This window comes from Promicromonospora sp. CA-289599 (assembly GCF_050936155.1).
Lineage (GTDB): Bacteria > Actinomycetota > Actinomycetes > Actinomycetales > Cellulomonadaceae > Promicromonospora.
The window spans coordinates 3,458,182-3,481,237 of sequence record NZ_JBNJNI010000001.1 but is presented as its reverse complement, the minus strand read 5'-3'; the positions used below and the strand labels follow the sequence as shown (position 1 = coordinate 3,481,237).

Below are 23,056 nucleotides of genomic sequence, written 5' to 3'. Positions count from 1 at the left end.
CCGGTTGCACGGCCTCAGGAACGACTACAGGTCGACGAGCCCTGCTCGGTACCCGAGCACCACCGCCTGCGTACGGTCCCGGGCCTGCAGCTTGGCGAGGACCGACGCCACGTGCGTGCGCACCGTCTCGACCCCGACCACCAGCGCGGCGGCGATCTCCGCGTTCGTCATGCCCTGCGCCACCAGCCCCAGCACCTCCCGCTCGCGCGGCGTCAGCACCGGCGCACCGGCCGTCGCACGCGGACGGGTACGGATCAGGTCACGGAGTGCCTGTGGATACAGCAGGCTCTGCCCGACGGCGACCGTCCGGACCGCCTGCACCATCTCGTCGGCGCCCGCCCGCTTGAGCAGAAACCCGGACGCCCCGACCGTCAGCGCGTCGAGCACGTAGCCGTCGTGCTCGAACGTCGTCACCACGAGCACGCGGGGCGGCTCCGGCAGCCGCAGCACCAGCTCCGTCGCGCGCAGCCCGTCCACACCCGGCATCCGTACGTCCATGCAGACGACGTCGGGCCGCAGCGCACGCGCCAGCTCGACCGCCTGGGCGCCGTCGCCGGCCTCGCCGACGACCTCGATGTCGGGCTCGGCGTCGAGGATGAGGCGCAGGCCGCTGCGGACGAGCGGTTCGTCGTCGGCGACGAGCACCCGGACCTGGGTGTCAGGCATCTGGATCCTTCCGGTCGGCCCCGGCGGCTGCCCGGGGTGCGCAGGGCAGCGTCGCACGAAATGTCCACCGGTCGCCGTCCGGCCCCGCGTGGACGGTTCCGCCGAACAGGGCGACGCGCTCCCGGATACCCGACAGGCCGCGCCCCCCGGTCGAGCGCCTGCCGGGACGCGAGCCGGGGCGAACCGGGTTCACCACCTCGATCCGCACCTCGTCACCGCCGTGCCCCACGGTGAGCAGTACAGGGCCGGGAGCACCGTGCCGGTGGGCGTTGGTGAGCGCCTCCGTGACGATGCGCTGCACGGTCCGGCCGAGGAGGGCGGGCAGCCCGGCGGGCAGGTCGAGGTGAGCGCTCAGGTCGAGCCCGGCACGGCGGTGCGCCGACACGACGTCGTCCAGGGCGGGGGTGAGCGCGACCGGCGCGTCGTCGTCGGCGTCGTCGCGGAGGACCGCCAGCAGCTGGTCGAGCTCGGCGAGCGCCGACCGTGCGGTCTCCTCGATGGCGGCCAGGGCGTCGGCCGCCGCGTCGGGGTTGACCGCGACCACTCGACGGCCGGCTGCCGCCTGGACGCTGACGACGGTCAGCGCATGGCCTATCCCGTCGTGCAGCTCGCGCGCCAGGCGGGTGTGCTCCGCCTCGCGGCGAGCCCGGGCGAGCGCCGTCTCCATGCGGTCGTGCGGCGTGGGCCCGAGCACCCGGCCGGCGAGCGCCGCGGCGGCGGCGCCCAGCGGCCAGGTAGCGATCAGCGCCAGCAGGGCGAGGGCGGCGCACAGGACCAGCCGCAGTGCGAGCGACACCGGCCCGGTCGGCAGGGGCAGCCCGGTGTAGAACGAGTCCCCTGAGCGCAACGCCTCCCCGGCGACGGCCTCAGCGCCGATCAGTACCGCCATCGGGATGCCCGCGAACAGGCCGGCCGCCACGAGCAGACCCGAGGCGAGATGTCCCGCCACCCAGGCCGCCGTCCGGAGCCGGTGCGCGGCGCGGGGCCGGGCTGGGACCACCAGCTCGTCGTCCACGTCAAGCAGGGCGCGGGCCGCGGTGACCTCCAGCTCCCGTGCGCCGGGCACCAGCCCGAGCCCGATGGCGGCCGCGACCGTCGCGACCGCCACCAACCAGGCGGGAAGCCCTTCGGCGACGATGTTCAGCAGGCTGTAGACGAGCAGCACCAGGGCCAGCCCGATCGCCCCGCCCAGCATCTGCCAGGCGAACCGCCGGGCGAGATACCGCGTGAGATCTCCGGCGCGATACCGGGCACGATCCCCGGTGAGCTGCCGCCTCGTCGCCTGCATGCCGTCATCCTCTCCGGTCCTCGGGTCCGCCCGCCAGGCCACGCGCCGCGTCAGACGGCCGGGAGCTGTTCCCTGGCCGGCGTCCCGGCGTCGAGCGCCGGGGTACTGCGCTCGGACCGGGTCCGGTGGGCCACGTAGCCCCAGACGGCGAGCGCCAGGGTCGGCCCCCAGTACCAGCACGGGAAGGTGAGCGCGCCGGCGATGCCCTGGACCAGAGTCTGTCCGCCGAACATGACCAGCATGGGGACGATCGAGAAGATCAGCGTGACCGCGATCAGCCCGCCGGGCACTGCGGCCGCGGCGATCGGTACACGACGGCCTGCGAGGCCCGGCATCCAGCGGGGGAACACCTCGCCCCAGGGGCGGATCAGGCCGAGCGTGAGGAAGACGCCGAGCCAGGCGCCGCTGGACAGCGCCAGCCCCCAGATCCGTGTGGACAGGTCCAGGTCGAACCCGAGCTGCGGCCACGGGGTGAGCCAGGTGAGCCGCACCAGGGCGTACGGGAGCGGTCCGGTGGCGGCGACGATCGTGATGGCCTTACGGTGCCGCAACACCCAGTCCGTGGTGCGCTCCAGGACCGGCGTGCCCGCCAGGGCCTGCACCCCGGCGGCGGCCCACAGGGTCCCGGCGGCGAGCACCAGCAGGGTGAGCAGGAGGCCTGCGCGGTTCTCGTACAGGCCGGCGCCCAGCATGCGCACGATCCCGGCGAGGGCGTCCCGTGCCAGGAACCCGCCGACGACGAGCAGGGCCAGGCCTGGTACGCCGACCGTCCAGCGGGCGACCCGGCACCGGCGCACCACCTGGACGAGCAGGACCACGACGGCCAGCGGCATCGCCATCGCGACGAGGTAGCCCATCGTGGACAGCGGGCCGCCGCCCTGCAGCACCACGCCGAACACGACGAGCTGCAGCACTGCTGCCGAGACCCGGCCACGCACGCCCAGGACGCCGGCGAGCGCGGCGATCCCGCCCGCGACACCCGACAGCGCCGTGACGACGTGCACGATGGTCGCGGTTTCCTGTCCGGCGAGCCGGGCCAGGAGCGCGGTGGCGGGGTCCGCGTAGACGTTCGGCGAGAGGCCGAGCAGCCAGGACAGGCCGAGCAGCGCGGTGACGCCGCTCGCGATGGTGGCGCCGATGAGCGTGGCGCGGGGCAGGCGTTCCATGACGGTTCCTTCCGGTCGGTCGTGCGGTATGCCTTCACACTCCCGTCCACGAGGTGCCCTCCCCCTCCCCCGACCGGGGGATATCGGCTGGTGGCCGGGGGATACGCGGGGATACGTTCGCCGGTATGACGCGCGACGGTGTGACGTTCGACGAGGAGCTGGCCGAAGGGCTGGCCGTACCCACCGACGGCTGGGACTTCTCCTGGTTCGCGGGCCGGGCCACCGAGGAGCGACCCGGCTGGGGCTTCGTGCGGCTCCGCGGCGAGCGGCTGGGCCGGGTCGACTCGGTGCTCGACGTCGACACCGGCGGCGGCGAGGTGTTCGCGGAGGCGCTGGGGCTGGCGGAACACGTGCCCGCCACGGTGCGGGCCACCGAGGGCTGGGCGCCCAACCACGCGCTCGCCTCGGCCAGGCTCGAACCGTTCGACGGTGTCGTGACCCTGGTCGAGGACTCAGCGGCCCCGCTCCCCTTCGACGACTCCAGGTTCGGCCTGGTCACGGCCCGCCATCCGGTCTCGTTCCCCTATGCGGAGGCCGCCCGCGTGCTGGCGCCGGGCGGCACGGTCCTGGTCCAGGAGGTCGGAGCGGGCTCCAACCGGGCCCTGTACGAGTTCCTGATGGGTCCCCAGGAGAACCGGGACGCCGAGTATCTGGACGACGTGCGCGCGCAGGTGGGCGCCGTCGGGCTCGACGTGGTGCGGCTCCAGGACGCGCTCACCCGGGTCGAGTTCTTCGACCTGGCGGCGGTGGTGCACTTCCTGCGCAAGGTCCTGTGGACGGTGCCCGACTTCTCGGTGGAGAAATATGACGAGCGGCTGCGCGCACTGCGCGACCACATCGCGGAACGCGGCTCGTTCGTCTGCCACAGCCGGCGCACGCTGGTCGAGGCACGGAAGGCGTGAGGGGAGACGTCTAGGATCGGCCGATGCGCAGAGCAGTGATCCTCGGTGGGACCGGACTGGTGGGGCGGGCTGTTACGCGTCGCCTCGTTGACGCAGGTTGGCGGGTCGACCTGACCGGGCGGGACCCGAACAGGATGCCCCAGGATCTGGCTGCTGCCGGTGCATCGTTCCACCCGGTCGAGCGGTCCGACGCCGAGGCGACCGCACGGCTCGTCGGCTCCGGTGCCGACCTGCTCGTGGACTGCCTCTGCTTCACGGCCGCGAACGCTCGCGGCCTGCTTCCGGTCCTGCCGGACGTCGGATCGGTGGTCATGCTCTCCAGCAAGGCCGTCTACATCGACGGCGACGGCAATCACGTCAACTCGCCGGTCAAGCCGAAGTTCGACGGGGCCGTCCGGGAGGAACAGCGCACCCTGCCGCCCGACGAGAGCGGCGCGTACGACTCCGCCGAGGGATACGGCGCGAACAAGGTCGCCGCCGAGCGGGTGCTCCTCGACTCCGGGCACCCCGTGACAGTGGTCCGTGCGTCCAAGATCCACGGTGCAGGTGCCGTGCCGGCACGGGAGTGGGTCTTCGTGCGGCGTGTTCTCGACCGTCGTCGGGTACTGCTCCTGGCCGACGGCGGTCGCGGCGTCGACCACCCCACGGCCGCTGCCAACCTGGCCCGCCTCGTCGAGACGGTGGCGGACCGGCCGACCTCGGACGCACACCCTGGAGCGCACCGAACCCGATCGTGCTCGACATGTCAGCGGCCGAGTCGCTCGGCTACCGGCCGGCGGGCGACCATGCCACGACGGTCCGCGAGGCGGTCGACTGGCTGGTCCGCACGGCCGACGAGCAGCGCGCGCTGAACCATCCGTTCTTCGACGGCCGCTTCGACTACGCGGCAGAGGACCGCTACGTGGCCTCCTGACCGGGTCAGTGGTGCGACTCGGCAGGCTTCCCGTTCACGTCCTGGCGGGCCGACGGCGGGTCGATCCGCTGGGCCGTCAGGTCACGCGGCGTCAGGGTGAAGCCCTGCCAGTGCATCTCCATCGGGCTCTGGTCCTCGTCGCGCGCGACGTGGTGGAAGCCGACGGCGACCCATGTGACGACGTCGGACAGCTCCGCCTCGTCCTGCGCGAAGTCGAGCACGCCGGACCCGCACGTGCCCTCCTTGTTCGCCGAGGCGAACAGCTGGCAGTCGTCGGCCTCGGTGAACGCGATCGCGTACCCGGCATCGTCGGCGTCGTCGTGATGGTGGTCCTGGGTGAGCTCGAACGGCGTCGTCGCGCCGAGGTCCACCTGGTACGAGATCTCGTGCCCGTCCTCGTTGAGCACGTCGGGGTTCACGACGCGCCACCAGCGGCGGTCCGCCGCCTCCGCTGTTCCCTCGTGCGTGATCCTGGTGAGCTTGCCCTCGACGAGCGGTGCCCGCGGCCCTTGCTCGCCCGTCGGTGCGGCGTCGTACTGCTCGACCGCCTGCTCGCCCTGCCCGCCGAGCGCCCAGTGCACCCGCCACACCGCGTTGTGCGAGTGGCTGGTGGCGTAGTCGGTGTCTCCGGGGCCGACCGGCCAGCCGTGGGCCGGGTCGTCGCCGTAGTCCTCCGGTGAGAGGTCGCCCGTGGCGCCCAGGTCGGACCGGATGGTCCCGTCGCTGCCGAACGTGTACTGGCTGACGTACTCGTACCAGCCGACCTTCGACACGGTCGCGAGCCGCAGCTCGGTGCGCCGTGCCACCTCGGCCCCGGCGCCCTCGCCGCTGCGGTACGCGATGCCGCCGTCGACCACTTCCTGGCAGAGCACCGAACGCTTCTCGCCGCCCCCGCCCAGCGAACCGTCGCCGACCTTCGGCAGGTACGTCTGGAGACGCTCACCCAGGCACTCGGTCGTGGTGAGCGTCATCATCTGGGGGCCGCCGAAGCCCTGCGTGGTGATGTCCTCGGTGTTGCGCAGGCCGGTGTCGTACGGCACCTCGAGCTGCCCGATGGACAGCTCGGCCAGCACCTGCACCGGCTTCTGGCCCGCCGGAGCGAAGTGGACGTCCTCGAGCACCAGCCCGCGGCTGGAGTCCACCCGCCAGCACATGCTCCACGTCGAACGGCTGAGCAGCTCCTGTGTGATCGGCTCGTTCTCCGGGCACCTCAGGTCCGCACCGCCCGACGCCGTGTTCTCTTCCGTCAGCGGGGCAGGCGCGGCGGGTAACGCGTGCTCCACGACCAGGATCGCAGCCACGACGAGCGCCACGATCGCCGTTGCTGCGACGACTGCCGGAATCACCCCTCGTCTCGGCGACAGCTCGGACACGACTCCCCCTTGGATCTCGGGCACACGGCCCGTCAGCGGGCCGTTCGGGAACAGGACCGGCCCGGTGCGACGACGTCGCACCGGGCCGGTCTTACTGCGTCAGACACCTGCTACTGCGTCAGAGACTCAGCTCATCAGACGGCAGGCTTGTCGCCCGACATCCGGCCCATCGCGGTGGCGAAGGCCTGGCTGATCTCGCGGCGACGCTTGATCATGACCGCACCGGCGCCGAGCAGCAGCACCATGGCGGCGATCAGGACCGCCACGTTCGCACCGGTGTTGGCAAGGCCGCCGTCGCCGTTACCGGCGCCCGTACCCGAACCATCACCGTTGCCGTCACCGTTGCCGGAGCCGCTGTTGTCGGCCACGACGGTGATCGGCGTCTGCGCGCCCTCGCCGCCGTCCTCCGGCTGAGCGTCGACGATGATGACGCCCGGCGGGGTCCCCTCGGGAACCGTGATCGGGGTCTCGAAGCCGCAGTCGTCGCCGACGGTCACGGTGACGGGGTCACCGATGTCGTTGCCCTGCGTGTCCTTGAGCTGAACGATGACCGTGGAGCCGGCCGGGAAGCCCGAACCGGTGACCATGACCTCGTCGCCGGCCTCGACCACTGCCGGGTCGGCAACGATGGTCGGGTTCGTGCAGTCACCCGGGGGGTTCGTGCCCGGCTCCAGGATCTCGAGCGGCGCCTCGGCACCCTCGCTGCCGTCCTCAGGAACGGCCTCGACGACGTGGTCGCCGGGCTCTGCGTCCTCAGGAACGGTCAGGTCCGTGATGAAGCCACAGGCCTCGTCCGGGGTGACCATGACCGCGTCGCCGACCGGGTTGCCCTCGGCGTCGCGCAGCTGCACGGCGACCGGGACGCCGGCCGGGAAGCCCTGGCCGACCACGGAGACGGTGTCGCCCGGGTAGACAGCACCCGGCTCGACGGTCAGCGTCGGGTCCATGGCGCAGATGTCGGAGCCGGCGACCACTGCCAGCGGGGCCTCAGCGGCCTCACCGGTGGTGTCGTCCGTGCCCACGACCGGGTAGACGCCGAGCTCGGCGTCAGCCGGAACCGGAACCGCGACGGTGAAGGAACCGTCCGAGTCGGTGTCGACCGGGATGGCGTCGCCCACGGGGTTGCCCTCGGGGTCGGTCAGCTGAACGGTCGCGGTCGAGTCGGGCGTGTAGCCCTCACCCGTCGTGATCGTGGACTGGCCAGGCGCGACAACGGCAGGGTCGACCGACAGCGACGGGTCGATGTCGCCAGGTCCGCCGTCGTCGGGCGTGATGCGTACGGCGGCGTTGCCCAGGTTGATCCGAGCGAGCTCGTTCTCCCCCGGCAGCAGCGCGATGCTCAGCGCGTTCAGGTCGAGCGACGTGACGACCTCGTCCGCCGTAGCGGTCGGGGCCACCGAGTCAGCGGTCTCGGTCACCTGACGGTTGATCGTGATCGAGAGGACCTGGGACAGGACATCGAAGACCGGCGAGAGCAGCTCGCGGATCGGGGCCGTGATCGAGTCCGTCTTGAGGTCGTTGATCAGCAGCTCGAAGATGTTGTCACCCTCGTCGCTGATCAGCAGGTCGTACACCGGGGCCAGGATCGGCGCGAGCGCCGGGCCGACCGTGTTGATGGTGTTGACCAGGACCGTTGCGACCGGTGCCATGGTGCCCGTGCTGTTGTTGACTGCCTCGGGGAAGTCGCCGTTCACGGCGTCCACCAGGGGCAGCGACCACGAGACGTCGAGGGTGCCGAGGGCGCCCTCCTCGTAGAAGGCGATGTTGATCGTGACGGAGTTCAGCGAGTCCTCGATCGCACCGATGAGGATGCGGGTGACTTCCTGCATCAGCTCGTGCACGGTCTCCGCGATCAGCGGGTAGGTCGTGTCGTCGATGAGCTCGGTGTTCGCCGGGAGGCCGTTGAGGCCCTCCTCGTTCCCTTCCGGGCTGTCGACGAGCTTGTCGAGGTGGATCTCCAGCTGACCGGTCGACAGGTCGATCGTGATGAGCTGGTTCGCCGAGGTGATCGGCTCGCCCACGACGGACTGGAACAGGTTCTCCTGCATGTTGCTGTCGACGGTGATCGAGGGCGTCGGAACACCCGGGACCGCGTCGAACAGGCCGGTCAGGGCGCTGTCGTCAAGGTTCTCGTTGATGAGGTCCTCGACGGTCGTGTCGATGGTGCCGCCGATGTCGTAGATCGACGAGGCAGCGTCCTCGATAACCGGGGAGTGCAGGAACAGGTCCAGGTCGGCAACGCGGTACTGGCCGAGGCCACCCACGCCGTCCTGGTCCAGGATGACGCCGTTCTCGGCCTTGACCTCGGCCGCGGCCGCGCCGGCCTCGATCAGGAGCTGGTCCACGATCTCGTCGGTGAGGCCGTCGATGCCCAGCAGGCGCGCGACGGACAGGACGTCCACGGACGCCTTGCCGAAGTCCTCGGTCTCGCCGTCCAGGTGGACGCCACCGTCCGCGCCGAGCAGGCCCGACACCGCGTATGCGTCGACCGGGGACGACGCCTCGCTCTTGCTGGCGAGCGCGCCAGCCTGACCGTAGTCAAGGATCTCGTCGAGGCGAACCTCGATGTCATTGAGCTTGATGAGCTCGGAGCCGAGCAGTTCAACATTGAGGTTGCCCTCGTTCGGCCCGGGGTTGGACTCCGAGCCGGCCTGCGAGTAAGCAGCAGCCAGCAGCGCCTCCTGGAAGAGCGTCGAGTCGAGGACGCTCGCAGCGGCCTCGGACGGCTCGTCCGGGTAGTTGTTCACTGCGACCGCAGGCAGTCCGGTGGCCGTGACCACGACTGCGGTTGCCGCGGCCGTCGCCAGGGTCCGGCGCCACGGGGCGCCGCCCTTCCGACGTCGACCTGACGGTACTTGCGTTCGGTTCAAGAGAACTCACTCCTCCATATACACGCTTCAAGTGAAAGCGTCCGGATCGGTACGTGATCACGTCCGGAATCGGCTGGGGCGAGGCGTATGACACACCGGTGCCCGGGCTTTAGAGAACAGTGATTCCCAGGGACCTGCCAGGCGGAGCGGCAATCGTGCGCTGACGCAACTCAACGCAATTCACCGTGCGCTCGAATCGATAAGAGGCGCGATAAAGGCGTCCACATGCAGGTCCGCGGAAAGAAGTGACGGAAGTCCGAAATGCCGGGTGAAAAACCCTACCAACAGCAGGTGAAAACCTTGCGTTCAGGTCGCGTGTCAACCACCGGCAAGCCAAGCGGGCGGACGGGTCTCGGCGAGCCGCACCAGGTCCCTGCGGTCCCGGATGCCGAGCGTGGCGTAGGCCCGGCGCAGCCGGTTCACGACTGTTCGCTCGGACACGAAGGTCGCCTGAGCGATCTGCGAGTTCGTCGCGCCGTGCACCGCCAGCTTGACCATCTCCCGCTCGTGCGTGCCGAGCACCTCCCACTCGGGGCCGGCACCACCGCTCGCGTCGGCCTCCGCGAGGAAGACGTCGATACCCCGCAGCCAGCCGGACATCCCGGCCAGCCGCACGAGCGTCCTGGCCTCGTCGAGCATCGCGTTGCCGGTGGCGCGACCGCCACGCGTCACCGCGTACCGGCCGTACGCGATGAGCATGCGGACCCGCTGCCACGGCGACATGGGAGCGGACGGAGCGTGCAGCGCGGTCTCGAACGCCACCGACGGCACACCGTCGTCGGCCAGCAGCGCATCGAGCCTCGCGTAGGCGGCAGCGACGTCGGGCGCCGACCGTTCCTCGGGTGCCACCGGCGGATCGAGCAGCCGCTGGGCTCGCGGTCCCACCCGGCCGGGCGGCGTGGAAGCCATGACCGACTCCACGAGGTCGCACCGCACCTGCACACGTCCCCGGTAGGGCCAGGCGCAGTGCTCGAGGGCGATGGTCAGCAGCGCGACCGCGCCCTCCGCCTGTCCGACGACGAGGTGGGCGGCGCCCAGGTCGGCGGCGTACTCACCGAGCACCCGCGCCGACCAGCTGCCCGCCTGCGCCGGCATCGTGCTGCCAGGGACGGTCCCGTCGACGACGGCGTCCGCCGAGGCACGCATGCCCCGGGCCGGTAACCACGTGTCGACGGACGGGCGCAGCTCGGTGGCGTGCGCGAGATGCGTGCGAACATCGACCGCGCGCCCGTCGAACGCGGCCACCCGGGCCGCCGCGAGGTCGCGCGCGACGACCTCCGCCACCGCCCGGTCCTGCGTCGCGCCGGAGTGGTCGGCGAGGAGGCCGCGTGCGCCGATCACGTCCCCCAACGTCAGGAGGGCGCGCACCTGGATGTCGACGCCGACCCAGTCCTGGCCGGGCGTCGGCCCGATCAGCCGCAGGTCTGCCCGCAGCGCGCCGGGGTCCGGCAGGTCGCCCGAGTCCTCGAGGCACAGCAGCGCCTCGGCGACCCGTGCACCCGCGGCGCGGGCCTCGGCACTGACACCCGTCAGGTCGCGCCACCACAGATGGTCGGTCCATTCCGCGCCCACCCCGTCCGGCACCAGCGAGCCGGCCAGATGGTCGCGCCAGGCGCGACCGGTCATGAGCGACACCCCGACGGCGCGCGCAGCCAGGTGCGGGTCGGGCGCAGCTGCCACGGCCGCCCACGCGCGCGCCGGCAGCTCCTCCAGGTGCAGCCCGTCGAGGATTCTCAGCAGCGCGCCGGCGTCGGTGACGTCGCGATCCGGCGCCAGGGCGTCCCGGCCGTCCACCTGGCCGTCCGCGCCCCGCACCTCCTTGCACAGCAGGGCCAGTAACGGGTGCCGGACGCTCGAGCGGCCGTCCCGGCGCGCCGCCGAGGCGCCGCCGAGGGGTGCGGTCGCGAGCGCGGTCATGGTCGCCGGGTCGAGCCCGGCAAGCATCGCGCGGTAGGCGCGCCGGGCCGCCGACCCTACTGTCTCGGGTCCGGCCCAGGAGGCGTCCCCGCGCAGCTCCGCGGCGCTCAGCGAACCCGCGAGCTCGAGCGCGAGACGCGGGTTGCCGGCGCTCCACCAGCGCAGGTGCTCGACGACGTCGGCCGCCACCGGGGCGCTCATCTCCGTCGCCAGCGCACGGCGCAGGGACATCCGGTCGAGCGGGCCGAGCTCAAGCACCTCGACGTCGTCGGAGAGCGCCTCGACCGCGATGCTCCGCACCGCGGCGATCACCCGCCAGTCCTGTCCGTACGCCTCGTCCGCCAGGTGCTGGAGCCAACGCGCGCGCTCGGCGGTGAGCACCCCGACGTCGTCGACGAAGAGGACGCGCGGCCCGGAGCCGCCGTCGCCCGCCCAGACCGAGACCGCGCGCAGGAACCCTGCCGCGTCGAAGCCCGGGCCGTCCTCCGGATCGTCCGGTACGGACCAGGCCGACAGGTCGACCCGCCGGCTGTTGTCCAGGTCGTGCGCCGACGGGCGGGACGAGCACGGCCGTACCACGCGGACCGCTGACGATCCCGCGCCGACCTGCTTCAGCGCGTGGAGCACCGTCGAGGTCTTGCCGATCCCGCTCAGTCCGCGCACGACCAGGACCGTCGGGTCCAGGTCGGTTGCGAAATGCCCGATGACCCGCAGCTCTCGATCACGCCCGTGGACCACGAGGTCCCTCCCCCTGCTGCCTACCTGGTTCGTCCATACCGTCGGCACTGCCGAAGGCACTGCCACGGAAGGCCCGTTACTTGATGGCACGCACACCCCAATTCGCCACTTACATGAATGTCTATCAGTAGCGCCTCAGGAGTCTATGACAGGAGATGAATCGTGCAGGATGAGCGTGTGGTACGGGATATTACGGCTCTACTGGCGGATCTCGGGCAGGTAGGGGAGACTTCGCGCCCGCAATTCAGAGCAGAATGTCTTGTTCCAGAGGTCCGGCGTCACGCCAGGGGGCCGAGCATTTCTTGTCTGCCCATGTCGGACCGCACCGTGCCGTCGAGCACGTCGACCAGCTTCTTCTCCTCGTACCGGAAGTGCGTCTCCATGACGGCCTCGATGCCGTCAAGGTGCCGCAGCAGCTCGTCCTGCGCACCACCCGACAGGGCGGCGCGCTCCAGCTCGCCCAGGAGGTGGTCGAGCATCGAGTGGTCCCGCTTCAGGTCTGCGACGACGGGCGCAAGCTCGGGCCGGTCCGCCAGCACCACGTCGAACAGCGTCGCGTCCTCGCTGCGGTGGTGGCCGGTCAGCGCCGCGCAGAAACCCACGCAGTAGAGCTGCAGCTCCTTCGCCGCAGCTGGTCCTTCCGCGCCGTCCTCGACCGCGGACCGCGCCACCGCGAGCGCGTCCCGCAACCGCCGGTGGACCTCACGGAGCTCCTGGCCCCAGGCGACGACACGTTGACTCATCGCCGCAACCCTAGCCCGCGGAGCGCGCCCGGTCTTCAGGCGCGCAACAGCTCCGCGACGACGGCGGGCACCGCGTGGGCGATACCGAGCGCCGTCACGGGACCACCGGCGGACGCCCGCGCCGTAGCCCGGCCGTGCACGAGCACGGCGGCGGCCGCGAGCCGGGCTGCGAGGGTCTCGTCCTCCACGACGTCGGCCGAGCGGCCGGCGAGCAGCGTCCCGAGGATCCCCGCGAGCACGTCACCGGACCCGGCCGTGCCGGTCCAGGCCGGCGCGTCGGCCTGGGTGTAGACGTCGCCCGGGCCCGCCACGACGGTGATCGCGCCCTTGAGCAGCACGGTCGCGCCGGTGGCCTGGTGCGCGGTACGCACCCAGTGCAGCGGCTGCGCCTCGACCGCCGTGCGGTCGACGTCGTGCCCCAGGCCCTGCAGCAGCTCTGCCAGCTCACCGGCGTGCGGGGTCAGGACCGCCCAGGCCGGGAGCCGGTGCTCCAGCATGGTGAGCGCACCCGCGTCGATGACGGCGGGCATCCTGCCGCCGGTCACGTCCTCGGAGAGCACGCCGGTCACGGCGGCGAGCGCGCCGAAGATCCGGCGGGCCTGGCCGTCGTCGTCGGGCCCGTCGTCGGGCCCGAGCGCGGGGACTCCCGGCCCGAGGACCCACGCCTGCACCCGGCCGCCCGCCACGACCACCTCGGGGCGGGCGAGCAGCACGCGTGCGCCGACCGCCTCGGGCCCCAGGTAGCGCACCATGCCTGGTCCGGCCTGCACCGCACCCGACGTCGCGAGGACCGCCGCGCCCGGGTACGTGCTCGTCCCCGCGATCACGCCGACCACGCCTCTCGTGTACTTGTGGTCGTGCGGGCCGGGGACGGGCCACAGCTCGGCGACGTCGGCCGGCTCCATCCGCCGCACGCGGCCCGACGCCGGGTCCGTCCCGCTCATCGCGTGCCTGCCCGTCGCCACGCCCCACACGGTGCCCGACCAGCCCTCGGCGCCCGCGACCGTGGGGAAGCCGATGTCGACCAGCTCGACGTCGCCTGCGAGGTGGGCCGCGGGCGGCAGGAGCAGACCGGGCTTGAGCGCGCCGAACGTCACCGTGCGATCGGCGCGCAGGACGGGGCCGGGTACCGCGCCGTCGTCCACGCCGATGCCGCTCGGGATGTCGACGGCGACGGTGAGCGGCCAGCGCTCCCCCGCCTTCTCCCGGGCCTCCGCGAGCGTCCGGACCAGGCCGCCGGCCGGGGGCCGCAGCGCGCCCCGTGCGCCGACACCGACCAGACCGTCGAGCAGGACGTCGGCGGCGAGCGCGGCCTGGACCACTGCGGGGACGCGGACGTCGGCGAGCGTCAGCACCTTTCCGCCCGCTGCCCGGAACGCCGCGAGGCCGTCCTCGTGGGCGCGCGCCGACGCGAGCACGGCGGTGACCGTCAGACCCCGCCGCGCGAGGTGCGCGCCGGCGAACAGGGCGTCCCCGCCGTTGTTACCGGGTCCGACGAGCAGCAGGGCGCTGGCGCCGCGTACGTCGGTCCTGGGACCGGTCGCGCGGCTGGGGCGGACGCGGGCGGTGCCGGGGAGCCCGTCGGAACCGAGGCTGCCGCGCAGGCGGACGGTGCCCGGGCGGACGAGCCGATGATCAGAGGGACGACCGTCAAGTGACGCCGCGACCTCGCGGAGCACCGCCTGGGCCAGCCCGTACGCAGCTCTGGCCATGAGCGGCTCGCCGGCAGCGATCAGCGGCTCCTCGGCCTTTCGTACCTCGTCGGAACTCCACGCGTCTTTCACAGTCCTATAGTGCCGCTTCCGCCGCCGTCCCAGGGACAGATTGTGGGCGAAATGGACGGCCCCTCCCCTCCGCAACCCTCTCGGCATAAGGTCGGACCATGCGATTCGGACTCTTCATCCCGCAGGGCTGGCGCCTCGACCTGGTCGACATCCCGCCTGCCGACCAGTGGGCTTCCATGCTTTCCCTCGTGCACCGCGCGGAGAACCAGGCGGCGGGCGAGGCCGTTCCCGGGGGCGAGTTCGCCTGGACCTCCGCATGGGTCTACGACCACTATCTCACCGTCCCGGCGGTCACCACGGAGGCCACCCACGAGGCCTGGACCCTCATGGCGGCATTCGCCGCGGCGACACAGCGCATCCGGCTGGGCCAGATGTGCACCTGCATGGCGTACCGCAACCCGGCCTACCTGGCCAAGGTCGCCTCGACCGTCGACACGGTCTCCGGCGGGCGCGTCGAGATGGGCATCGGCGCGGGCTGGTACGAGCACGAGTGGCGCGCGTACGGCTACGGCTTCCCGTCCGCCGGCGAGCGTCTGCGAGCCCTCGACGAGGGCGTGCAGATCATGGCGAACATGTGGCGCACGGGCTCCTCCGGCACGTTCGAGGGCAAGCAGTACCAGGTCGACGGCGCGCTCTGCTACCCGCAGCCCCTGCAGCAGCTCCCGGTGGGCGACGGCGGCGCCGAGGTACCGTCCATCCCCCTGTGGATCGCGGGCGGTGGCGAGAAGAAAACGCTGCGCATCGCCGCGCAGCACGCCCAGTACACGAACTTCGCCGGTGCGCCGGAGGCGTTCGACCACAAGTCACGCGTCCTGGAAGAGCACTGCAAGGAGCTGGGACGGGACTTCGGTGAGATCACCCGGTCGGCGAACTACAACGTGGTGATCGGCGAGAACGACGCCGAGGTCGCCGAGCGGCTGGGCTGGATCGAGGCGCACCTGCGGAAGCAGGTCCCCGAGAAGGCCGACCAGGAGATGGACACCTGGCGCACCGGGCTCCTGGTCGGGACGCCCGAGCAGATCGTCGAGCGGCTGCAGGACATGCGCTCGCGCGGCCTGGAGTACGCGATCACGTACTTCCAGGAGGCCGCCTACGACCAGACGGGCCTGGAGCTCTTCGAGAAGCAGGTGATCCCCGAGCTCCAGTGACGGGGGGGCGGAAGGTCACCCTTCCGCGATCACCATTGCCGACGCGATGCCCGCGTCGTGCGAGATCGTGATGTGCCAGGTGCGCACACCGAGCTCGGCGGCGCGGGCGGCGACGGTGCCGCTCGCGTCGATCCGGGGCGGGCCACCCACCGTGCGGTGCACGGTGACGTCGTGCCACCGGAGGTTTCCCGGAGCACCGAGCGACTTCGCGATGGCCTCCTTCGCGGCGAACCGGGCGGCCAGGGACGCCGGCGGCAGCTCACGTTCGACCTCGGTGAACAACTTCTCGCGCAGCCGGGGCGTCCGGTCGAGGGTCTCCATGAACCGGGCCACGTCGACCACGTCGATGCCCGTCCCGATGATCATTGGCTCAGCCTAAGCGGCTGCCGACGGCCGCAGGCTCCGTCGCGTCCCACAACCGCAGCCTTGCGCAGGATGCCCGACTTGGGGCACCATGTCGCAGTAACGTTTCGGTAAAGATAGTGCCTGCATTCTGCTCCCAGTGCGCCATCTTTCATGTTCAGGAGGTCGCCATGCCCGCGGACGACGACAAGCTGCCCTTCCCCAAGGTCATGGTCCTGATCTTCGGCGTCATGATCGTCGCCATCCTCGCGTTGCTCGTGTACGTCGCCGTGTCGAGCTGACCTTCCGGCATGCGCGGGTCTGCGCTCGTGCCGGGCCCGTCTCCACGTACGCCATGCACGCCCCTCTCGTCAGCGCCGAGGCTGGACGGGGTCACCGACATCCCGGATACCTGCCGTGTCCTCCGGCTGGACCAGGTGCCGCCAGCGGAACCACTTGCGCTCCAGCTCCTCGGTCAGGTCGACGTCGAACCGCCGGGCCACGAGCAGCAGCTGCGCCAGGGCGTCCGCGACCTCGCCGCGGAAGGCGTCCCGCGTCTCGTCATCGGACTGGCCGCGGTCGCGCGAGCGACCGGACAGGTTGAGGAACGCCTGCGTGAGCTCACCGACCTCTTCGTGGAGCTTCAGCACCAGCCAGTCGTCGGTGCGGTCGATGCCGTGTACCCGCGCGTAGACGCGGCTGATGATCTCGACGTCGTCGGAGAGCTTCTCGATTTCCACGCCGCCGAGCGTGCCACAGCCGGACGGCGGCGGTTACTCCACCGTCACGGACTTGGCGAGGTTGCGCGGCTGGTCCACGTCGAGGCCCTTGGCGGTCGCGAGCGCCATCGCGAAGATCTGCAGCGGCACCACGGCGAGCAGCGGCTGGAGCAGCGTGGGTGCCTGCGGGATCCAGAAGATCTCGTCGGCGTACGGACGCACCGCGTCGTCGCCGTCCTCGGCGATCACGAGGGTGCGCGCGCCGCGGGCGCGAATCTCCTGGATGTTGGAGACGACCTTGGAGTGCAGGGAGTCGCGCCCGCGCGGGGAGGGCACGACGACGAAGACCGGCTGGCCCTCGTCGATCAGCGCGATGGGCCCGTGCTTGAGCTCGCCCGCCGCGAAGCCCTCCGCGTGGATGTACGCGAGCTCCTTGAGCTTGAGCGCGCCCTCCAGGGCGACCGGGAACCCGACGTGCCGCCCCAGGAACAGGACCTTGTCGGACTTCTCCATGGACCGGGCGGTCGCGCGGACGTACTCGCCGCGCTCGATGACCGTCTGGATCTTGCGCGGCATGTCGCGCAGCTCGTCGAGCAGCGTCGCGATCTCGTCGGGGAACTTGTTGCCGCGCAGCTGCGCCAGGTACAGGCCCAGCACGTAGGCGGCGGTGATCTGCGCGAGGAACGCCTTGGTGGAGGCGACGGCGATCTCGGGGCCGGCGTGCGTGTACAGCACGGCGTCGGACTCGCGCGGGATCGTCGAGCCGTGCGTGTTGACGATGGAGATCACCTTGGCGCCCTGCTCGCGCGCGTGCCGCACGGCCATCAGGGTGTCCATGGTCTCGCCGGACTGCGTGACGGCCACGACCAGCGTGCGCTCGTCGACGATCGGGTCGCGGTAGCGGAACTCGTGCGCCAGCTCGACCTCGACGGGGATGCGGCACCAGTGCTCGATCGCGTACTTGGCCACGTGCCCGGAGTAGGCGGCGGTGCCGCAGGCGACGACGATGATCTTGTTCACCGCGCGCAGCACCGACTCGTCGATGCGCAGGTCGTCCAGCACGAGAGCGCCCGTGGCGTCGGTCCGGCCGAGCAACGTGTCCGCGACGGCCTGCGGCTGGTCGTGGATCTCCTTGTCCATGAAGGAGTCGAAGCCGCCCTTCTCGGCGGCGGCGGCGTCCCAGTCGACGGTGAAGCGCTTGGCGTCGGCGGGCTTGCCGTCGAAGTCGGTGACGACCACCGACGTCGGCGTGATGGTCACCACCTGGTCCTGGCCCAGCTCGAGGGCCTCCTTGGTGTGCGCGATGAACGCCGCGACGTCGGAGCCGAGGAAGTTCTCCCCCTCGCCGAGCCCCACCACGAGCGGGGAGTCGTGCCGCGCGCCGACCACCGTCTCCGGTGCGTCGGCGTGCACCGCGAGCAGCGTGAACGTGCCGTGCAGGCGCCCTGCGACGACCGTCATGGCCTCCGTCAGGTCGCGCGTCTCGCGGTACGCCTTGGCCACCAGGTGAGCGGCGACCTCGGTGTCGGTCTCCGAGCGGAACGTCACGCCGTCGGCCAGCAGCTCCTCCTTGAGCTGGGCGAAGTTCTCGACGATGCCGTTGTGGATGACGGCGAGCCGGTCGCCGTCGGCCAGGTGCGGGTGGGCGTTCGCGTCGGTGGGGCCGCCGTGCGTGGCCCAGCGGGTGTGGCCGATCGCCGCGGTGGCGGCGGGCAGCGGGTCCTGCTCCAGTGCCTCGATCAGGTTGGCGAGCTTGCCCGACTTCTTGGCCCAGGCGATGCCGTCCAGCCCTGGCGCGACGAGCGCGACGCCCGCCGAGTCGTATCCGCGGTACTCGAGCCGGCGGAGCCCTTCGACCACCACCTCGAGGGGCATGCCCGACGGCGCGGCAGCACCTGACGCGTTGCCGTCCGCGATAGTCGGAGCAGTTCCCGTGTAACCCACAATCCCACACATGCGGGCGAGTCTAGCGAGGGTCCGGGCCTGCCCCCATCACCGGGCTCACAGGAGTGCGCCGCGGGCACCGCGGGAGGTCCCGCAGCGGCCGGTGGGGATTCCCGCGCCCGGTTGGGGCACAATGCTGCAGGTGGTTTCCCAGTTTCCGACGACGGACCTCAGCGAGCACCTGCTGGCCCTTGCCCCGTCCTCGCCCTATGTGGATCTCGACCGTGCGGCGTGGAGCCGTCTGTCGGCCTCCACACCGCTGCCGCTGACCGACGAGGACGTCGAGCGCCTGCGCGGTCTCGGTGACCCGATCGACCTTGCCGAGGTCGACGCGATCTACCGCCCCCTGTCGCGTCTGCTCAACCTGTACGTGCAGGCCACCGCCGGCCTGCACGACGCGACGTCCACCTTCCTGCACGAGGATCCGCCCCGCACGCCGTACGTCATCGGTGTGGCCGGCTCCGTCGCCGTCGGCAAGTCGACGACGGCGCGCGTCCTGCGCGAGATGCTCGCCCGCTGGCCAGAGACGCCGCGCGTCGAGCTCATCACCACCGACGGCTTCCTCTACCCGAACGCCGAGCTCGAACGGCGCGGCCTGATGGAGCGCAAGGGCTTCCCCGAGTCGTACGACCGGCGCGCCCTGATCCGGTTCCTGTCCCGCATCAAGGCGGGGCAGGCCGAGGTCCGGGCACCCGTGTACTCGCATGTCATCTACGACATCGTGCCCGACCAGGAGACGGTGGTCCGGAAGCCCGACGTCCTCATCGTCGAGGGCCTCAACGTGCTGCAGCCGGCCCGGCCGTCCACCGTCGACGAGTCGACGGTCGCCGTGAGCGACTTCTTCGACTTCTCCATCTACGTGGACGCCCGGACGCGGAACATCCGGCAGTGGTACGTGGACCGGTTCCTCGAGCTGCGCAGGACCGCGTTCACCAAGCCCGACTCCTATTTCCGGCGGTACGCCTCGCTCTCCGACCAGGAGGCGACGGAGCGAGCCATGAAGATCTGGGAGTCCATCAACGCGCCGAACCTGGAGCGGAACATCATCCCGACCCGGGGCCGCGCGACGCTGGTGCTGACCAAGGGATCGGACCACGCGGTGCAGCGGGTCCGCCTCCGTAAGCTCTAGCCCGTCAGCGGACGTCGGCGTGCTCCTCCGCGGCCGCCGAGCTGTCCGCCGTGCCCGCCGTCTTCTCGGGGTCGAGGTGCCGGTGGGAGAACCAGCCCACGATGAGGTCCACGACAAAGCCCATCGCGACGCCCAGGACCACGCCGATACCGATGGCCAGCAGCGGGTTGTGGCCGAACCACTGGGCCGCAACCAGGCCGATCCCCGCCGAGTAGAGCGCCCACATGACCGCGGCGATGGCGGCGATCACCATGAACCGGCGCCGCGGATAGCCGACGGCGCCCGCCGTCATGTTCACGGCCACGCGGCCGATCGGGATGTACCGCGCGGCCAGGATGAACGAGGCGCCGCGCCGCGCCAGCGCACGCTCGGCCCAGGCGACTGCCCTGCGCCCCCGCCGGGAGCGCAGGAACGGTACGCGGTCGGTGCCGATCATCTTCCCGATCTGGTACGCGATCTGGTCACCCACCCACGCCCCTGCCGCCGCCGCGATCAGCACGAGCCACATCCATGGCGTGCCCGTGGTGTGCGCGGAGACCGCGAGGGTGATGACCACGGACTCGCTGGGCAGCGGCGGGAAGAACCCGTCGATGGTCGCGAAGGCGAACATCGCCGGGTAGATCCACGGCGAGGCGGCCATCGCGAGGATCCACGCCTCGGTGGCGCTCAGGACGGCGGAGATGAGATCGAGCACGGGACCTCGAGAGTCTCGTCGGGAGCTGCCCTGCGAACGGCTCAGGGCGGCGCCCGGGGGCGGGGAGAGCACTTCTTAGTGCCTGGTGCCAGCCTACGCAAGGGGCGCCCCTGAAAAGCATCAGGGGTGCCCCTGGTCGAACCCCGCTTCCCAAGGATTCACGGGGTGTTCACGGCGGTCCCGTTTCTCCCTACAGCGCGAGCCGCTCCCGCACGACGGCGGCCAGGTCGTCCGCGACCTTGTCCGCCTCGTCCTGCGCCGGAGCCTCGACCATCACGCGCACCAGCGGCTCCGTGCCGGACTGGCGCAGCAGCACCCGCCCGGTGTCCCCCAGCCGCGTCGTCGCGTCCAGCACGGCCGCCTGGACGCCCTCGTCGGTACCCGCACGGGACTTGTCCACACCGCGCACGTTGACGAGGGTCTGCGGCAGGCGCTGGATCTCACCCGCGAGATCATCCAGCCGCTTGCCCGAGGCCTTGACCCGCGCTGCGAGGTGCAGCGCCGCGAGGACGCCGTCGCCGGTCGTGGCGTGGTCCGCCAGGATGATGTGGCCGGACTGCTCTCCGCCCAGGCTGAAGCCTCCCGTGCGCATCTCCTCCAGCACGTACCGGTCGCCGACCGCGGTCTGCACGGTCGTGATGCCGCGCTCCCGCATCGCGAGGAGCAGGCCGAGGTTGCTCATCACCGTCACGACGAGGGTGTCGCCCGGCAGGCGTCCCTCCTCCTTGAGCGCGGTGGCGAGGATCCCGAGGATCTGGTCCCCGTCCACGATGGCGCCGGTGTGGTCGACGGCGAGGCAGCGGTCGGCGTCGCCGTCGAACGCGACGCCGAAGTCCGCCTCCGACGCCACGACGACGGCCTGCAGCTGCTCGGGGTGCGTCGAGCCGCACTTCTCGTTGATGTTGCGGCCGTCCGGGCTCGCGTTCATCACGACGACGTCGGCGCCCGCGGCGCGCAGCGCCTCCGGACCCACCTCGCTCGCGGCGCCGTTGGCGCAGTCTAGCGCGATCCGCAGGCCCTCGAGCGGCCGGTGGTCCGGGGTGGTGCCGACACTGTCGGTCAGGTGGCGCACGTAGCGCTCGGCGGCGGCCTGGCCGTCGGTGCGGATACGTCCGACGCCCGCGCCCGTCGGCCGCTCCCAGTCGTCGCCGAGAGTGGCCTGGATGGCGTCCTCCACGGCGTCGTCGAGCTTGAGACCACCGCGGGCGAAGAACTTGATGCCGTTGTCCGGCATCGGGTTGTGCGAGGCGGAGACCATGACGCCGAGGTCGGCCTCCAGCTCCGTCACGAGGTACGCCAGCGCGGGCGTCGGCAGCACGTTGAGCATCACCACGTCGACGCCGGCGGACGCCAGACCCGCGGCGACGGCGCCCGCGAGGAACTCGCCGGACGCGCGCGTGTCGCGCCCGACGACCGCGCGCGGACGCGGCCCCAGCAGCTCACCCTGCGCGGTCAGTACCCGCGCCGCGGCGGCGCCCAGCTCCAGCGCCAGCTCCGCGGTGATGTCCTTGTTGGCGAGGCCCCGAACTCCGTCGGTGCCGAACAGCCTGCCCATGCCGGTTCTCCTCAGATCGTTCGAATCCCACCGTAGTGGGCCACCGGCACCTGCCGGCAAATGCAGATGGCCCCGCTGAACAGTGTCGACACTGTTCGGCGGGGCCACCCAGCCACGCGCTGGATCAGCGCTTGCTGTACTGCGGAGCCTTGCGGGCCTTCTTGAGACCGGCCTTCTTGCGCTCGACCGTACGGTCGTCGCGGCGGAGGAAGCCGGCCTTCTTGAGCTCGGCGCGGTTGGCGTCCCGGTCGATCTCGTTCAGCGCACGGGCGATGCCCAGGCGCAGAGCACCGGCCTGGCCCGACGTGCCGCCACCCGTGATACGGGCGATGACGTCGAACCGGCCCTCGACCTCGACCAGCTGCAGCGGGGAGTTCACCAGCTGCTGGTGCACCTTGTTCGGGAAGTACTCCTCGAGGGTGCGACCGTTGACCTTCCAGGTGCCGGTGCCGGGGACGAGGCGCACGCGCGCCACGGCCTCCTTACGGCGCCCGAGGGCCTGAGCCGGGGCGGTGATGGACGAGCCGCGCGTTGCGGGCGCAGTCGTCTCGGTGGTGTAAGAGCTGGGCGCCTCGGCGTCCTGCTCGATTTCGACGGTGGTCTCGGCCACTGTGGTGTCCTCGCGTCCTTCAGCGTTGCGATCCGGCAGCGGCTCAAGCCTGCTGCGAAACCTGGGTGATCTCGAACGGCTTGGCCTGCTGCGCCGTGTGCGGGTGCTCAGAGCCGGCGTAGACCTTCAGGTGGGTCATCTGCGTCCGACCGAGCGAGGTCTTGGGGATCATGCCGCGCACGGCCTTCTCGACGGCGCGTTCCGGCTTGGTGTCCAGGAACTCGCCGTACGGGGTGGCAGTGAGGCCGCCCGGGTAGCCCGAGTGGCGGTAGGCCAGCTTGGTCTCGCGCTTGTTGCCGCTCAGCGCGACCTTGTCCGCGTTGATGATGATGACGAAGTCACCACCGTCGACGTGCGGAGCAAAAGTCGGCTTGTGCTTCCCGCGCAGCAGAATGGCGACCTGGCTTGCCAGGCGGCCCAGGACGACGTCGGTCGCGTCGATGACGTGCCAGTCGCGCTGGACGTCGCCGGGCTTGGGGGTGTACGTACGCACGGTTCGTAACCTTTTCGTTTTCGGTGTCGTCGGGCGAGAAGCAGCGCCCGAAGAGTCAGGTC

Annotated in this window: 19 protein-coding genes; 4 read left to right on the top strand and 15 right to left on the bottom strand. The window is 71.4% G+C overall.

Annotated elements, in window-relative coordinates; translation table 11 throughout:
• Window positions 1–24: 24 nt before the first annotated feature.
• Genes ACQEVI_RS15475 through ACQEVI_RS15465 form a run of 3 tightly spaced genes read right to left on the bottom strand, consistent with a single transcriptional unit; the run spans window position 25 to window position 3,120 of the window.
• A complete protein-coding gene (locus ACQEVI_RS15475; RefSeq protein WP_432900347.1) occupies window positions 25–666 on the bottom strand; it encodes a response regulator in 642 nt (213 codons plus the stop codon).
• Complete coding sequence (locus ACQEVI_RS15470; protein ID WP_432900345.1) at window positions 659–1,954, bottom strand: sensor histidine kinase; 1,296 nt, start codon at window positions 1,952–1,954, stop codon at window positions 659–661. The genes ACQEVI_RS15475 and ACQEVI_RS15470 overlap by 8 nt, the downstream gene beginning before the upstream one ends.
• Before the next feature lie 50 nt (window positions 1,955–2,004).
• On the bottom strand, window positions 2,005–3,120 hold the full coding sequence (locus ACQEVI_RS15465; protein WP_432900343.1) for a hypothetical protein: 1,116 nt from the start codon (window positions 3,118–3,120) through the stop codon (window positions 2,005–2,007).
• 125 nt (window positions 3,121–3,245) lie between these two features.
• Here ACQEVI_RS15465 and ACQEVI_RS15460 point away from each other — a divergent pair, with 125 nt between their 5' ends.
• Entirely contained in the window at window positions 3,246–4,022 is a 777-nt protein-coding gene (locus ACQEVI_RS15460) for a class I SAM-dependent methyltransferase (protein ID WP_432900341.1), read from the top strand.
• A 23-nt stretch (window positions 4,023–4,045) separates the two neighbouring features.
• The gene (locus ACQEVI_RS15455; protein WP_432900339.1) at window positions 4,046–4,873 is read left to right on the top strand and encodes an NAD-dependent epimerase/dehydratase family protein; all 828 of its coding nucleotides are present in this window, start codon (window positions 4,046–4,048) and stop codon (window positions 4,871–4,873) included.
• Between the two features lie 67 nt (window positions 4,874–4,940).
• Here the strand turns inward: ACQEVI_RS15455 and ACQEVI_RS15450 are convergent, their stop codons facing one another.
• The 5 genes from ACQEVI_RS15450 to ACQEVI_RS15430 form a co-directional block, all read right to left on the bottom strand.
• Window positions 4,941–6,389, bottom strand: coding sequence for a copper amine oxidase (locus ACQEVI_RS15450; protein ID WP_432900337.1), 1,449 nt, complete (start codon window positions 6,387–6,389; stop codon window positions 4,941–4,943).
• Between the two features lie 53 nt (window positions 6,390–6,442).
• On the bottom strand, window positions 6,443–9,178 hold the full coding sequence (locus ACQEVI_RS15445; RefSeq protein WP_432900335.1) for a choice-of-anchor G family protein: 2,736 nt from the start codon (window positions 9,176–9,178) through the stop codon (window positions 6,443–6,445).
• A gap of 318 nt (window positions 9,179–9,496) precedes the next feature.
• Complete coding sequence (locus tag ACQEVI_RS15440) at window positions 9,497–11,833, bottom strand: LuxR C-terminal-related transcriptional regulator (protein WP_432900333.1); 2,337 nt, start codon at window positions 11,831–11,833, stop codon at window positions 9,497–9,499.
• Window positions 11,834–12,111: 278 nt separating this feature from the next.
• On the bottom strand, window positions 12,112–12,576 hold the full coding sequence (locus ACQEVI_RS15435) for a hemerythrin domain-containing protein (RefSeq protein WP_432900332.1): 465 nt from the start codon (window positions 12,574–12,576) through the stop codon (window positions 12,112–12,114).
• Between the two features lie 35 nt (window positions 12,577–12,611).
• Window positions 12,612–14,360, bottom strand: coding sequence for a bifunctional ADP-dependent NAD(P)H-hydrate dehydratase/NAD(P)H-hydrate epimerase (locus ACQEVI_RS15430; protein WP_432900330.1), 1,749 nt, complete (start codon window positions 14,358–14,360; stop codon window positions 12,612–12,614).
• Window positions 14,361–14,458: 98 nt separating this feature from the next.
• Here ACQEVI_RS15430 and ACQEVI_RS15425 point away from each other — a divergent pair, with 98 nt between their 5' ends.
• The gene (locus ACQEVI_RS15425; RefSeq protein ID WP_432900329.1) at window positions 14,459–15,508 is read left to right on the top strand and encodes an LLM class F420-dependent oxidoreductase; all 1,050 of its coding nucleotides are present in this window, start codon (window positions 14,459–14,461) and stop codon (window positions 15,506–15,508) included.
• A 15-nt stretch (window positions 15,509–15,523) separates the two neighbouring features.
• On the opposite strand, the gene ACQEVI_RS15420 is transcribed toward ACQEVI_RS15425, so the two are convergent.
• The 3 genes from ACQEVI_RS15420 to glmS form a co-directional block, all read right to left on the bottom strand.
• Window positions 15,524–15,874: a holo-ACP synthase gene (locus tag ACQEVI_RS15420; RefSeq protein WP_116673618.1), complete on the bottom strand. Its 351-nt coding sequence runs from the start codon at window positions 15,872–15,874 to the stop codon at window positions 15,524–15,526.
• A 347-nt stretch (window positions 15,875–16,221) separates the two neighbouring features.
• Window positions 16,222–16,590, bottom strand: coding sequence for a pyrophosphatase (locus ACQEVI_RS15415; RefSeq protein WP_432900327.1), 369 nt, complete (start codon window positions 16,588–16,590; stop codon window positions 16,222–16,224).
• 33 nt (window positions 16,591–16,623) lie between these two features.
• Complete coding sequence (gene glmS, locus ACQEVI_RS15410) at window positions 16,624–18,525, bottom strand: glutamine--fructose-6-phosphate transaminase (isomerizing) (RefSeq protein WP_432900325.1); 1,902 nt, start codon at window positions 18,523–18,525, stop codon at window positions 16,624–16,626.
• A gap of 121 nt (window positions 18,526–18,646) precedes the next feature.
• Between glmS and coaA the strand changes: the two genes are divergently transcribed.
• Entirely contained in the window at window positions 18,647–19,642 is a 996-nt protein-coding gene (coaA, locus tag ACQEVI_RS15405) for a type I pantothenate kinase (protein ID WP_432900323.1), read from the top strand.
• A gap of 4 nt (window positions 19,643–19,646) precedes the next feature.
• Here the strand turns inward: coaA and ACQEVI_RS15400 are convergent, their stop codons facing one another.
• The 4 genes from ACQEVI_RS15400 to rplM all read right to left on the bottom strand — a co-directional run bounded on the left by ACQEVI_RS15400 (window position 19,647) and on the right by rplM (window position 22,994).
• A complete protein-coding gene (locus ACQEVI_RS15400; protein WP_432900321.1) occupies window positions 19,647–20,336 on the bottom strand; it encodes a DedA family protein in 690 nt (229 codons plus the stop codon).
• A 190-nt stretch (window positions 20,337–20,526) separates the two neighbouring features.
• Entirely contained in the window at window positions 20,527–21,891 is a 1,365-nt protein-coding gene (gene glmM / locus ACQEVI_RS15395) for a phosphoglucosamine mutase (protein ID WP_432900320.1), read from the bottom strand.
• Between the two features lie 124 nt (window positions 21,892–22,015).
• A complete protein-coding gene (rpsI, locus tag ACQEVI_RS15390) occupies window positions 22,016–22,501 on the bottom strand; it encodes a 30S ribosomal protein S9 (protein WP_432900318.1) in 486 nt (161 codons plus the stop codon).
• Window positions 22,502–22,544: 43 nt separating this feature from the next.
• A complete protein-coding gene (gene rplM, locus ACQEVI_RS15385) occupies window positions 22,545–22,994 on the bottom strand; it encodes a 50S ribosomal protein L13 (RefSeq protein WP_116673612.1) in 450 nt (149 codons plus the stop codon).
• Window positions 22,995–23,056: the final 62 nt, after the last annotated feature.